The 12,976-nt window shown below is 71.8% G+C and carries 9 protein-coding genes; 6 read left to right on the top strand and 3 right to left on the bottom strand.

Annotated features, from left to right (window positions below; translation table 11 throughout):
* Positions 1 to 330 precede the first annotated feature (330 nt).
* The 4 genes from ABT342_RS23820 (at position 331) to desII (ending at position 5,535) form a co-directional block, all read left to right on the top strand.
* The gene (locus tag ABT342_RS23820; protein ID WP_351577339.1) at positions 331 to 1,533 is read left to right on the top strand and encodes an acyltransferase family protein; all 1,203 of its coding nucleotides are present in this window, start codon (positions 331 to 333) and stop codon (positions 1,531 to 1,533) included.
* Entirely contained in the window at positions 1,530 to 2,744 is a 1,215-nt protein-coding gene (locus ABT342_RS23815) for a cytochrome P450 family protein (RefSeq protein ID WP_351577337.1), read from the top strand. Before ABT342_RS23820 ends, ABT342_RS23815 begins: the two co-directional genes overlap by 4 nt.
* 2 nt (positions 2,745 to 2,746) lie before the next feature.
* Positions 2,747 to 3,946, top strand: a complete 1,200-nt coding sequence (locus tag ABT342_RS23810) for a dTDP-4-dehydro-6-deoxyglucose aminotransferase (RefSeq protein WP_351577335.1) — start codon at positions 2,747 to 2,749, stop codon at positions 3,944 to 3,946.
* Between the two features lie 116 nt (positions 3,947 to 4,062).
* Positions 4,063 to 5,535: a dTDP-4-amino-4,6-dideoxy-D-glucose ammonia-lyase gene (desII, locus tag ABT342_RS23805; protein ID WP_351577332.1), complete on the top strand. Its 1,473-nt coding sequence runs from the start codon at positions 4,063 to 4,065 to the stop codon at positions 5,533 to 5,535.
* 147 nt (positions 5,536 to 5,682) lie between these two features.
* On the opposite strand, the gene ABT342_RS23800 is transcribed toward desII, so the two are convergent.
* The gene (locus ABT342_RS23800) at positions 5,683 to 6,957 is read right to left on the bottom strand and encodes an activator-dependent family glycosyltransferase (protein WP_351577329.1); all 1,275 of its coding nucleotides are present in this window, start codon (positions 6,955 to 6,957) and stop codon (positions 5,683 to 5,685) included.
* 157 nt (positions 6,958 to 7,114) lie between these two features.
* On the opposite strand from ABT342_RS23800, the gene ABT342_RS23795 reads away from it, so the two are divergent.
* A complete protein-coding gene (locus ABT342_RS23795) occupies positions 7,115 to 8,092 on the top strand; it encodes an NAD-dependent epimerase/dehydratase family protein (RefSeq protein ID WP_351577326.1) in 978 nt (325 codons plus the stop codon).
* Between the two features lie 212 nt (positions 8,093 to 8,304).
* On the opposite strand, the gene ABT342_RS23790 is transcribed toward ABT342_RS23795, so the two are convergent.
* Positions 8,305 to 9,270 carry a Gfo/Idh/MocA family protein gene (locus tag ABT342_RS23790; protein ID WP_351577461.1) on the bottom strand — a complete coding sequence of 322 codons (966 nt, stop codon included), beginning with the start codon at positions 9,268 to 9,270 and terminating at the stop codon, positions 8,305 to 8,307.
* 189 nt (positions 9,271 to 9,459) lie between these two features.
* Positions 9,460 to 10,632, bottom strand: a complete 1,173-nt coding sequence (locus ABT342_RS23785; RefSeq protein WP_351577323.1) for a macrolide family glycosyltransferase — start codon at positions 10,630 to 10,632, stop codon at positions 9,460 to 9,462.
* A gap of 493 nt (positions 10,633 to 11,125) precedes the next feature.
* Here ABT342_RS23785 and abc-f point away from each other — a divergent pair, with 493 nt between their 5' ends.
* Entirely contained in the window at positions 11,126 to 12,871 is a 1,746-nt protein-coding gene (gene abc-f, locus ABT342_RS23780; protein ID WP_351577320.1) for a ribosomal protection-like ABC-F family protein, read from the top strand.
* The last annotated feature ends 105 nt before the right edge of the window (positions 12,872 to 12,976 follow it).

Below are 12,976 nucleotides of genomic sequence, written 5' to 3'. Positions count from 1 at the left end.
TGGACCCCGCGGCCCATGAACGGTCGACCACCGTTGGCCAGTGACCAGTTGAAAGTACACCAGTAAGTTCGGTGCGCCAAGGCATCTTTGTTCGACCGGAACGCCGCAATTCAAAGAAGATGCAGGTCAAAGCCGCTCGCATGACGCTTGAGCCAGGGAATCCGAGCGGCCCCGTATTGATGCTCTAGTTTCTCTCCATCTGCATTCGACCGCCGTACCGGAAGATACCGACGGAAGCGGCCACGAGCCGGTCCCGCGCAACAGGATATGCCAGTGATAAGCAATCCGAACTTCCTGGACAGCGGAAATCAATAGAAGGGCCGGCGAGCCTTGCCACCTGCCGACAAATCCCCCGAGTTCTCCCCGGCCCAGCGGCTGCCGTCGCTGACCGGGCTGAGGTTCTGCGCCGCTTTCCTGGTGTACGTCTGCCATGCGCTGAGCCAGTTCAGCCCGCAGGCCGACGCCGCCTCGCGCGACCTGGCCTACTTCCTGCTGCCGGCCGGACCGGTCGGGGTCTCCTTCTTCTTCGTCCTCAGCGGGTTCGTCCTGACGTACGCGGCACGGCCGGGTGACACCGTCCGGCGCTTCTGGCGGCGCCGGGTGGCGAAGATCTACCCCAACCACCTCGTGACCTGGTCGGCCGGGCTCGTCCTGGCCCTCGTCACCGGCACCGTCGTGACCGTGTCGACAACCGCGGCCGCGCTCGTGCTCGTTCAGGCCTGGGTGCCCGGCATGGTGCTCACCGCCACGGTCAACCCGATCTCGTGGACGCTCGCCTGTGAACTGTTCTTCTACCTGCTGTTCCCGTTCCTGTACGGGGCGCTGCGTCGGCTGCCGCGGCACCGGCTGTGGCCGGCCGCGGGCGTCCTGACCGCCCTGATCATGGCCGTCCCCCACCTGGTCCGGCTGCTGCCCGGGGAGCCGTTGCCCCTGGCGGGCTACAGCCTGACGCAGTTCTGGCTCGTCTACACGGCGCCCCCCGTGCGCCTGCTGGAGTTCGCGCTGGGCATCGTGCTCGCCCTCCTCGTCCGGGGCGGGATGTGGCCTCTCGTCAGCGTCCGGCTCGCCGCCGCCCTGTGCCTGGCCGGCTACGCGGTCGCCGGGGTCACGACGACGGTCACCAAGGCGCCCCACCTGTGGGCGATGGTGAGCGCCACCGTCGTCCCGCTGGCCGTGCTCATCGCCACGGCCGCCTCCCGGGACCGGAAGAACCTGCCCTCCCTGGCACGCCACCCGCGCGTGGTGCGGCTCGGCGAACTCTCCTTCGCCTTCTACCTCGTGCACCACATGATCCTGACGGCCTTCTTCACCGCGCTGCTGCCGGACGGCTTCCGGCCGGGCCTGCTCGCGCTGACCGGCCTGGCCGTCGTGCTGTTCTTCGTCTGCTGGGGCGCCGCCTGGCTCCTGCACACGGCGGTCGAGCTGCCCGCCATGCTCCTCTGGGGCCGCCCCCCGGCACCTTCCCCCGGAGCGCACGCGCCCCATCGCGCCCCCGGACGTTCCGGGCCCCTCACCGGTGAAAGGACACCATGACCCAGCCGCAACTGCCCGAGGTCCTGGACCTGGGCAGCGAGCTCTTCCACACCGAGCAGTACGCGACGTACCGGGACCTCCTCGAGCAGCGTCCGGTCACCAAGGTGCGCTTCTACGACGGCTCGTTCGTCTGGCTCGTGAACCGTCACGAGGACGTACGGGCCGCGCTGAGCGACCCCCGGCTCAGCAACGACCCCACGAAGCAGTCGGACATCGACCTGTCGGCGGCCACCGGCATCCCGGACGATCTGGCCGAGTACTTCCGGCGGAACATGTTCCGCAGCGACGAGCCGGACCACGGCCGGCTGCGCAAGCTCGTCTCCAGGGAATTCACCATGCGGCGCATCAACGCGCTGCGGCCACGGATCCAGGAGATCGCCGAGGACCTGCTGGAGAAGTTCGCCGCCACCGGCGGCGGGGATCTGGTGGGCGCGCTCGCCCGCCCGCTCCCGCTCACCGTCATGTGCGAACTGCTCGGCGTGCCCGAGGAGGACCGCGCGGACTTCCAGACCTGGTCGCAGCACGTCGTCGAGAGCGATCCGGCGTTCGCGGAGCGCAACGCCGTCTCGTACCGCGGCCTCTTCGAGTGCATCCGGTCCCTGATCCGCCGCCGGCGCGACGAGCCGGGAGAGGACCTGCTGTCGGCGCTGGTCGAACTGCGCGACTGCGGGGACCGCCTCTCCGAGGCCGAACTGGTCTCGACGGTGTTCCTCCTGCTCGTCGCCGGGATCGAGACCACGGTGAACGTGATCGGCACGGGGGCCTTCCTCCTGCTGACCCACCCCGGCCAGCTCGCCCGGCTCCGCGCGGACGGCGCCCTGATGGGGTCCGCCGTGGAGGAGATCCTGCGCTACATGGCGCCCATCGAGATGACGAGCCGGCACACCCTCGCGCCCGTCGAGATCGGCGGGGTGCCCATCGCCGCGCAGAGCACCGTCCTGATCAACCTGGCCGCCGCCAACCGCGACCCGGCACGGTTCGAGGACCCGCAGTCCTTCCGGGTCGACCGCAACGACGGCAGCCACCTCACCTTCGGCCACGGCATCCACTACTGCCTCGGCGCCGCCCTGGCACGGGCGGAGGCCGAAATCGCCTTCGCCGCCCTGCTGAAGCACTTCCCCACCATCGAACTGGCTGTTCCCACCACCGCGTTGACCTGGCGTCACGTCTTCATGCGGGGCCCGGTCGACCTACCTGTCGCCTGGCGGTGATCATGAAGCGTTCACTCACCGATCTCGCGGTCTTCGGCGGTCCGGCGGCATTCCTGCGCCCGCTCCTGGTGGGCATGCCCACCGTCGGTGACCGGGCCCGGTTCCTCGCGCGCCTCGAATGGGCCCTGGACAACGACTGGCTGACCAACGGCGGCCCGCTGACCACGGAGCTGGAGGGCCGCATCGCCGACATCACCGGAGTACGGCACTGCGTCGCCACCTGCAACGCCACCGCGGCGCTCCAGCTGGTGCTGAAGGCCTCGGGTGTCACCGGACAGGTCATCATGCCCTCGCTGACCTTCGCGGCGACGCCCCACGCGGCGAGCTGGCTGGGTCTCGAGCCGGTGTTCTGCGACGTCGACCCGGCCACCGGCTGCCTCGATCCCGCACGGGTCGCATCGCTCATCACCCCCGCCACCTCGGCCATCGTCGGCGTGCACCTGTGGGGCCGGGCGGCACCGGTCGACGAACTGGAGAAGCTGGCCGCGGAGCACGGGCTGAAACTGTTCTTCGACGCGGCCCACGCCTTCGGCTGCACCTCGGGCCGGCGGCCGGTCGGCAGCTTCGGGAACGCGGAAGTGTTCAGCTTCCACGCCACCAAGACGGTCATGGCCTTCGAGGGCGGGGCGGTGACCACCGACGACGGAGAACTCGCCGAACGGCTCGTGGCCCTGCGCAACTTCGGCATCGACCGGGACAAGTCGGTGACCGCCGTCGGCATGAACGCCAAGATGAGCGAGTGCTCGGCCGCCATGGGCCTCACCTCCCTCGACGCCTTCGAGGAGACCCGCGCACGCAACCGTGCCAACCACACCCTCTACCGGTCGGAACTGAGCGGGGTCCCCGGCGTCGAGGTGCTGGCCTTCGACGAGAACGAGCGCAACAACCACCAGTACGTGATCCTGCTGACGGACCGCTCCGTCACCGGTCTGCACCGGGACCGGCTGCGGACACTGCTGCAGGCCGAGCAGGTCTTCCCCCAGCTGTACTTCTCACCGCCCTGTCACCTCATGCCCGCCTACCGGACCGATCCCCCGCTCCGGCTCGAGCACACCGAGCGCCTGTCCGAGCGGGTGCTCGCGCTTCCCACCGGTCCGTCGGTGTCCTTCGAGGACATCCGCCGGGTGTGCAGCATCATCCGGCTCGCCGCGGAGCGCGGCGAGCAGATCGACGCGATGTGGGCCGGGGCAGTGCCCGCATGAGCGCCATCCGTCCCAGGGCCTGTCCGGCGGATCAGGCCCTGGAGGCGCCGTGAGCCCAGCCTGATCCGCCGGATCCAAAAGACAGGCCCTAGCCCGACCCGGAGGTAACAGTTCTCGTGGACACCGCCCAAGCGGTAGCGCCCGCGCAGGCGATCGAAGACGTGGCACGCCCCGGCAGTGACCGTGCCGCGGCGATCCGCGTCCTGCGCACCCGTCTCGCACAGCTCGGCGACACCGGTGACGGAGCCCGGATACGGGCGGAGCACCTCGTCGACCTGGCCGTGCTGTACGGCACCCATCCGTTCACCACCCTGGAGCAGGCCCGCCACCTGCTGCGCCTGGACCGGGCGGCCTTCGCCGCGCTGCTCGGCCTCTTCCGCCGCGTACCCGAGCTCGCCGCGGCCGTCGAGCGGGGGCCGGAGGGGAAGTACTGGACCAACACCATCCTCCCGCTGGAACGGACGGGCGCGCTCGACGCGGTCGTCCACCGACGCCCGGCCTTCCCCTACAGCGTCGGCCTCTACCCCGGGCCGACCTGCATGTTCCGCTGCCACTTCTGCGTACGCGTCACCGGTGCGCGGTACGACGCCTCCGCGCTGGAGGCGGGCAACGCCATGTTCGCCTCCGTCATCGACGAGGTACCCGCCACGCAGCCCTCGACGGTCTACTTCTCCGGCGGGCTCGAACCCCTCACCAACCCGGGGCTCGGCGAACTGGCGGCGCGCGGCGGCGGACGCGGGCTCGACATGACGCTCTACACCAACGCCTACGCCCTCACCGACAGAACGCTGGAGCGCCAGCCGGGACTGTGGTCGCTGCACGCGATCCGTACCTCGCTGTACGGCCTCAGCGACGCCGAGTACGAAGCCACCACGACCAAACCGCGCGCCTTCGGGCGGGTCAGCGAGAACCTGGGTTCCTTCATGGCGCAGCGGGCGCGGCGGCACGCCCCGCTCCGGCTCGGCCTCAACTACATCGTCCTGCCCGGCCGGGCCGGCCGGCTCATGGACCTCGTGGACTTCGTGGCCGACCTGAACGAACACTCCCCCGACCGCCCCCTCGACTTCGTGACGGTACGCGAGGACTACAGCGGCCGTGACGACGGCCGGCTCGCGTCCGCCGAGCGCGCCCGGCTGCGCGACGCGCTCCAGGACTTCACCGCCTACGCGCAGGAGCGCACCCCCGGGCTGCACATCGATCTCGGGTACGCCCTGGAGAGCCTGCGCAGCGGGACGGACGCCGAACTCCTGCGGATCACCCCGGCGACCATGCGCGGCTTCGCACACCCGCAGATCGCGGTGCAGGTCGACCTCCTGGGCGACGTCTACCTCTATCGCGAGGCGGGATTCCCCGGCCTCAAGGGCGCGACCCGCTACATCGCCGGACGCGTCACCCCGGCCAGGAGCCTGCACGACGTGGTCCGGGAGTTCGTCGAGCGGAACCCGCACATCGAGCCGCGTCCCGGCGACGAGTACTTCCTCGACGGTTTCGACCAGGCCGTGACCGCCCGGCTGAACCAGATGGAACAGGACATCGCCGACGGCTGGGAAGCGCACCGGGGCCTGCTGGGCGCGGGCGGCGAGGTGTGACCGCCGGGCACGGACGGCGAGGTGTGACCGCCGGGCACGGACGGCGAGGCGTGAGCGCCGGGCACGGACGGCGAGGCGTGAGCGCCGGGCACGGACGGCGAGGCGTGAGCGCCGGGCGCGCCCGGCGGCATCCCGCGCCGCACGGGCTCAGCCGGCGGCCGCCACCGGGCCGGCGTTCCGGTGCCGGGCGGTGAGTTCCTCCAGCACGGCCACCACGTCCTGGGGGCTGCTCTCCGCGCGGGCCTCGTCCCGCAGCCGGCGGGCCCGGTCGAGGAAGGAGGCGTCGTCGAGCACCCGGGCCACGCTGTCGCGGAGTTGTTCGGCGGTCACCTCACCCTCCCTCAGGTGCAGGCCCGCGCCCGCGGCCGCCGTCTGCTGCGCCCGCAGAATGGTGTCCCACAGGTACGGCACCATGATCTGCGGCACCCCGTGGTGCAGGGCCGTCGACCAGGTTCCGTTGCCGCCGTGATGGATCACGGCCGAGCAGCTCTCCAGCAGGACGTCCATTGGGGCGAAGCCGACCGCGCGGACGTTCCCGGGCAGCGGTCCGGCCTCCCGCAGGCCGGCGGGGTCTGCGGTGACGACGATCTCCGCGTCGACCTCCGCGAGGACCCGGAGGTAGCGGTGGAGGACCGCCGGGTCGGTGGTGAAGCTGCTCCCGGTGGACCCCGTCGTCAGGCACACACGCCGCCGGGCCCCGGGCTCCTTGAGCCAGTCCGGGACCACGGCCGGGCCGTTGTAGGGCACGTACCGCATGGGCACCGTCGGCAGCGACAGGTCGAGCCGGAACCGCTCCGGCAGCATGTCGACGGTCCACTGGCCGACCACCAGCTCCTCGTCGTAGGACACCCCGTGCTGCCGGGCGGCCCCGGCCAGCCAGTCCCGCAGCGGATCGGGGCGCGCTCCGGCGGGCCGCTCGGCGAGCTTCTCGACGAACGCCCGGCGGAAGTAGGCGTTGAGGTCGCTCGCGTTCAGGACCCGTGCGTGGGCGGCGCCGCACGCGCGGGCGGCGATCGCCCCGGCGAACGTGTACGGCTCCCACAGCACCAGGTCCGGCCGCCACTGACGGGCGTACCCGACGAGCTCCCGGACGAACGACTCGTCGTTGATCACCGAGTAGAAATAGGGAACCGACAGGTCGTAGAGAGGGAACAGATAGTCCCAGTCGAACCCTTCCGGGCGGGACAGGTCGATGTCCGCGGAGTACCGCTGGAGTTCCGCGCCCTTCTCCGTCATCGCTTCGAGCAGCCGGTGGTCCTCGCCCACCGGTACGGCGGTGAGTCCGGCACCGGTGATCGCTTCCGCGAAACCGGGCTGGCTGGCCACGCGCACCTCATGTCCCGCGGCGCGCAGGGCCCCCGCGAGAGGCACGAAGCCATGGAAATGCGAGGTGTGCGCGAACGCCGCGATGAGCACACGCATGGACAACTCCCTCAGACCCGAAAGCGATGGACGGACAGTCGACGAGTCTGCCCCGGCGTCCGGGTCACGCATACGCGCAGCCGTCCCCGCTGGATCCGGGGACGAGCGTTCCTTGAGGACGCGCGGCGGCATCACCCCAAGAAATGAGGCAACAGCAATGGCCGGTCCCCTTTCCTCCGGCACGCGGCAAGGCGCGTCCCGCCGCCCCCTGGTCGTCGTCCTGGGCGCCTCCGGGTACATCGGTTCCGAGGTGGTTCGGGAGCTCTCCCGGCGTCGGATACGGCTGCGCGCGGTGGCGCGCGGCAGGTCCGCCGTGCCGGCCGGCGGCCTGGCCGAGGCCGATGTGGTGCGGGCCGATCTCACCGAGGAGGGCGCCGTCGCCGACGCGGTCCGTGGCGCCGACGCGGTGATCCACCTGGTCGCCCGTATGGCGGGCGAGGGCTCGTGGCGCTCCGCGGCATCGGACCCGTGGGCGGAGCGTGTCAACGTGGACCTGGTGCGGGAAGTGATCGCGCGGTGCGCGACGCCACCCGGGGGCGGTCCTCCCCCGGTCGTCCTCCTGGCCAGTACCAACCAGGCGGCGGACGGCGGCCCCCAGCGCAGCGCCTACGCCCGGCAGAAGGCCGCCGCGGAGCGGCATCTGCTCGACGCCGCGGCCCGGGGCACCGTCCGTGGCATCGCGCTGCGCCTGCCCACCACCGTCGGCAGCGACGCGGGCGTGACGCCCTCGATGGCCGACCGGGCCCTGTCCGGCGAGGCCCTCACCCTGTGGCACGACGGCAGCGTGCGGCGCGAGTTCCTCGACGTGACGGACGCGGCCCGCGCCTTCGTCACCGCGCTCGACCACGCGGCCGAGCTCAACGGCCGTGCCTGCGCGGTGGGCGGGCACGTCGTGGCGCTCGGTGACCTGTTCCGGGCCATCGCCGACAGCGCGGCCCGCCACACCGGAGAGCCGCCCGTTCCGGTGCTGTCGGTGACTCCCCCCGACTACGCCGAGACCGGCGACTTCCGCGACCTCGACGTCGACTCCTCGCTCTTCCGGGACGTCACGGGGTGGCGGCCCGGGGTTCCCCTGCGCCGGGCCGTCGACGACGTCGTGTCGGCCGTCGCCCGGCGCAGGGCGCTGCCGCGCTGACGGGGCGATCCGTCACGGCAGCCGGTCCGTCACTGCAGCTGGCCCGGAACCGCAGCCGGTCCGTAACGGCAGCCCGTCACCGGAGCCGGCCCGGACCGGGCAAGGAAAGGACCGGGCGCTGACGGGCCGGTTTGGTCACGGCAGCCAGCCCGTCATCGGAGCCGGACCTGACCGGACCGGACCGGACCGGACCGGGCAAGGAAAGGACCGGCTCAGTGCCCGCGCCGGGCTGCGGCGCGCAGGTCCTCGACCAGCCGGGCCTGGTCCGACAGTGCCTCGCCCGTGAGCGGCGACGGGGCGCCCGAGCGGACGCCCTCGACGAAGGCCGTCACCACGGAGCGGAACTGGTCCTGCGGCGGCACGAGCAACTCCTCGCGGGATCCGTCCCGTTCGAGGTGCACGAGGGCCGTGCGGTCTGCGGGCGGCGTGTAGGCCCACGGCACGGTGATGCGGCCCCGGGAGCCGGTGAGCTCGTACCGGCTGCGGTAGGCGTGTTCCAGGCCGAAGGACAGCTGCGCCACAGCGCCGTCGGGCGCCGTGAGCAGCGCCGCCCCGCCGGTGTCGACGCCGGTGCGCGGGTCCGGCTTCAGGTACGCGCCGGCCACCTCCAGACCGGGGCCGAGGTAGCGCAGGGCGGTGCGCAGCGGATAGACGCCGACGCCGGTGAGCGCGCCGCCGTCCAGGTCACGGCGGTGGCGGATGTCGCCCGCCGGCTTGCCGGGGATGGTGAACTCGGCGGTCAGGGACCGGACATGGCCGATCTGCCCCGTGGCGAGCAGCTCGTCGACCACGTGGTGCTGGGGGTGGCAGAGGAACATGTAGTTCTCGAACAGCGCCCGGCCGCGGGCGCGGGCGAGTTCCCGCAGCTCCGACGCCTGCCGCGCGGTGGAGGTCAGCGGCTTCTCGCACAGGACGTGCTTGTCCGCCTCCAGTGCCCGCCGTGTCCAGTCGGCGTTGAGCGCGGGTGGCAGCGGAACGTAGACGGCCTCGACGTCGGACCGGGCGAGCACGGCCTCGTATCCGGTGACCGGCTCACCGCCGAACCGCCGGGCGAACGCGGCCGCCTTGGCCGCGTCCCGGCTCCCGATCGCGACCACCTCGACGGAGGGGTGGCCGACGAGCGCGGGCAGCATGCGCCGCCAGGCGATGTCCGCACAGCCCAGCACGCCGATGCGCATCCTGTCCACCGCGGTCCTCCTCCTTTCCCGCCGCCAGGGGTGTCTTGTGGATCTGCCCTGGCACCGCTCCCCCAGAGCTTCGCCTGGGGGAGCCCCCAGCCGCGTTGTCGTCGCCGTCATGGACACCCGGCCGGTGGCCCTGACAGGCAGGACCACCGGCCGGTGTGACTCCTCGGTGGTGCCGGGGGCTCAGCCCAGGGCGGCGGCCTCGATGAGATCGGCGGCCCGCCGGGTCCCGCCCTCGGCCAGCAGCTCGGCGCGCAGCGCGTCCGAGCGGCAGCGGACCTCCGGGTCGGCGGTGAGCTCCACCAGCGCCTTGCGCAGAGCGCAGGCGGTGGCGTCGTCCGTGTCGATGCGCCGGGCCACGCCGAGCCGGACGAGCTGGTCGGCGTTGCCGAACTGCTCGGCGCCCTGCGGCACGGCGATCATCGGCACGCCCGTGTAGAGCCCCTCGCTGCTGCCGCCCATGCCGGCGTGGGTGACGAAGGCGTCGGCCTGCTCCAGGATCGCCAGCTGCGGCACCCAGTCGTGCACCTCGACGTTGGACGGGATGTCCCCGAGCTCCTTGACGTCGGTGTGCTTGCCGATCTGGAGGACCACATGCCAGCCGGCCAGGTCACCGAAGGCCGCCAGGCACTGGCGGTAGAACTCCGGCCGCTGGGTGTAGGCGGAGCCGAGGGAGATCAGCAGCACCTTTCCGGCACCGGGCGGCCGGGTCCAGCCGCCCTGGTCGGAGCGGTCCCCGAGGCAGGGGCCGACGAAGGTCACCACGTCGGTGTCCACCCGGTCGGCGTTGGGCTGCATGGCCTTGGTGATCAGCGCGACGGTCCGGGCGGGCATGCCGCTGAAGGTGTCCACGTCCAGCGTGGTCGCTCCGCTCTCCGCCAGCCAGGAGGCGAACTTCCGCCGGTACGCGTCGGCGCCCGGCAGCTGCATCAGCTGCGCTCCGACCTCCTCCTGGTAGCCCTTCCACCCCACGAAGGTCGGGGAGAGCTGCACGAGCGGGCGGTTCTGCGCCTCGGCGAGCGCGCGGCCCGCGTAGGACCCGATGTCGTACAGGTAGAGGTCGGCGGGATCGTTGTCGTAGTGGGCGCGCAGCTGGGGAAGGGCCTGCGCCGCGTCGTCGAGGAAGAGGGTCATCGCCGCGATCGGGTCCTGCGGCCAGTTGTTGTCGGCGACGGGGAGGGTGGTGGCGACGGGGACGAACTCGGCGCCGGTGGGCGCGATCAGGTCGGCGACGTTCGGGGCGTCCGCGTACGTCACCCGGTGCCCCCGCGCGGCGAGTTCACGGATGACCTCGAGGCCGGGCAGGACGTGGCTGACGATGGGGCTGCCGATCATCGCGATGTGGCGACGGGACATAGGAAAGTGCTCTTTTCAGTGCTACGGCGAAAGGAGGAAGAAGAACGGACCGGGGGCCTCCGCGGCCCCGCGTCAGCCGTAGATCTGGGGAAAACGCATGCCCAAGACACTAACCACGCCCCGGATCAGCTCCGACCACCTCACCGACAACAGCCGAAAACCACCGGCACTTGGCCGATTCCCTCCCGCATATTCGCTCCCTCTTCCCGAGAGCCTCTGCTAAGGTCTTGTGCCGTGATTTCCTCTTTCGCCGCCGCGCACTACTACTTCATCTGACACCGCCCCGCGGGCAGTTCTCGCTCCGGGCGCCACAGGCATGGTGAGTGCCGCTTCTCCAGCGGCCCGTTCTTCCACCGTTCAAGCGCCGCACCGGCCTTTCACGACAGCCTTTCTGTCCTGCGCCATGCGGTCATGCCTGTCTCCGGTACCCGTCCGAGCAGTGTGCCCCCTCGGTCGACCTTTCCGGACTCCTGATGAAACGGCGTGCGTATCCATGCATGACTCCTCTTCCACGAACAGCTTTCTGACTTCATCTCCTTCATCCCCTTCATCCGCTTCGCACGCGGGTACCTCGCTCGCCGAGGAACGGCGACCGGAACCGGGCGCGCCGTCGCCGGGCGGTTTCCACCTGGTCCTGGACGACATCCAGCACGCCCGCGGCGCCCGTCGCCTGCTGGACGGGGTGCACCAGTCCGTGGCCCTGGGCGAACGTATCGGCGTCATCGGGGAGAACGGATCGGGCAAGTCCACCCTGCTGCGTCTGATCGCCGGACTGGAGAGGCCCGACGGGGGCCGGGTGCTGGTGCGTGCGCCGGGCGGTACCGGCTACCTCCCCCAGACCCCCGAACTGGCGCCCGACGACACGGTGCAGAACGCCATCGACCAGGCCCTCGCCGAGCTGCGCGCGCTGGAGCACGAGCTGCGCCGCTGCGAGGCGGCCATGGCCGAGGCGGACGGCGACCGGCTCCAGGACCTGCTGGCCGCGTACGGCGATCTCACGGAGGCGTTCGAGGCCCGGGACGGCTACGCGGCCGACGCCCGGGTGCGGGCCGCCATGCACGGCCTGGGCCTGGCGTCCGTGGACACCACCCGGCGTCTTGCGAGTCTGTCCGGCGGCGAGCAGGCCCGCCTCGGTCTGGCCTGTGTGCTCGCCGCCGCACCGCAGCTGATGCTGCTCGACGAGCCCACCAACCACCTGGACCGGGCCGCGCTGGAATGGCTCGAGGAACACCTGCGCTCCCACCGCGGCAGCATCCTGGTGGTCTCCCACGACCGCGTCTTCCTGGAGCGGGTGGCCACGGCCCTGTGGGACGTGGACGCCGAGCGGCACACGGTCCACCGCCACGGCGGCGGCTACGCCGGCTATCTGAAGGCCAAGGCGACCCTGCGGCTGCGTCAGGAGCAGCAGCACCAGGAATGGAAGGACGACCTGGCCCGCCAGCGCGAACTGGCGCGCGCCGCGGCGGACAACCTGGCCGCCGGGCCGCGGGGAGGCGCCGACCGGACGAACGGCCGTCACCAGCGCAGTGTGGAGAAGCAGATCTCCGCCCGCGTGCGCCACGCCAAGGAGCGGCTGCGCCGGCTGGAGGAGAACCCGGTCCCCCGCCCGCCCCGGCCGATGCGCTTCGCACCCCGCATCCAGGGCGGCGACTCCACGGGCGACTCGGTCATCGCCGGGCTGTACCAGGTCGAGGTGGCGCAGCGGCTCCACGTGCCGGACTTCGAGGTGCGTCCGGGGGAGCGCGTCCTGATCAGCGGCCCCAACGGGGCGGGCAAGACCACCCTGCTGCGGGTGCTGGTCGGCGATCTGGAACCGGACCGTGGCACGAGCGCGTGTCCGGTGCGCACCGGCTGGCTGCCGCAGGAGACACCGGTCACCGCGCCCGGACTCAGTCTCCTGGACGCGTTCCGCGAAGGACTGCCCGGCGATCGCGAGGCACATCGCGGGGCGCTGGCGGGCCTCGGGCTCTTCCGGCCGTCGGATCTGGCCACCGCGGTCGGCCGGCTCTCCGTCGGCCAGCGCCGACGGCTCGCCCTGGCCCGTCTCCTGCACGACCCCGTCGATCTGCTGGTGCTCGACGAACCGACGAACCATCTGTCACCGGCGCTGGTGGAGGACCTCGAAGAGGCCCTTTCGCACTACCGGGGAGCACTGGTCGTCGTCTCCCACGACCGCATGCTCGAACGACGGTTCACCGGCCGCACAGTGCGCCTGGAGAACGGATCCATCCTCGGCTGATCCGGCTGTCGCGCCGCTCCGTCCCCTGGAACGATCCCCGGGGTGATCACCCAGGGGGACGGTCCGTACACGGCGGGGGCGGCGGTGCCGTACGGCACCGCCGCC

The organism is Streptomyces sp. NPDC000410 (genome assembly GCF_040300305.1).
In the GTDB taxonomy this organism is placed as follows: Bacteria; Actinomycetota; Actinomycetes; order Streptomycetales; family Streptomycetaceae; genus Streptomyces.
This window is presented reverse-complemented; position numbering and strand designations above follow the sequence as displayed.

Coding starts and splice junctions, on each gene's coding strand:
- abc-f (WP_351577320.1), top strand. CDS start 11,126: ATGCATGACTCCTCTTCCACGAACAGCTTTCTGACTTCATCTCCTTCA.
- ABT342_RS23790 (WP_351577461.1), bottom strand. CDS start 9,270: ATGCGCATCGGCGTGCTGGGCTGTGCGGACATCGCCTGGCGGCGCATG.
- ABT342_RS23810 (WP_351577335.1), top strand. CDS start 2,747: ATGAAGCGTTCACTCACCGATCTCGCGGTCTTCGGCGGTCCGGCGGCA.
- ABT342_RS23795 (WP_351577326.1), top strand. CDS start 7,115: ATGGCCGGTCCCCTTTCCTCCGGCACGCGGCAAGGCGCGTCCCGCCGC.
- ABT342_RS23800 (WP_351577329.1), bottom strand. CDS start 6,957: ATGCGTGTGCTCATCGCGGCGTTCGCGCACACCTCGCATTTCCATGGC.
- ABT342_RS23815 (WP_351577337.1), top strand. CDS start 1,530: ATGACCCAGCCGCAACTGCCCGAGGTCCTGGACCTGGGCAGCGAGCTC.
- ABT342_RS23785 (WP_351577323.1), bottom strand. CDS start 10,632: ATGTCCCGTCGCCACATCGCGATGATCGGCAGCCCCATCGTCAGCCAC.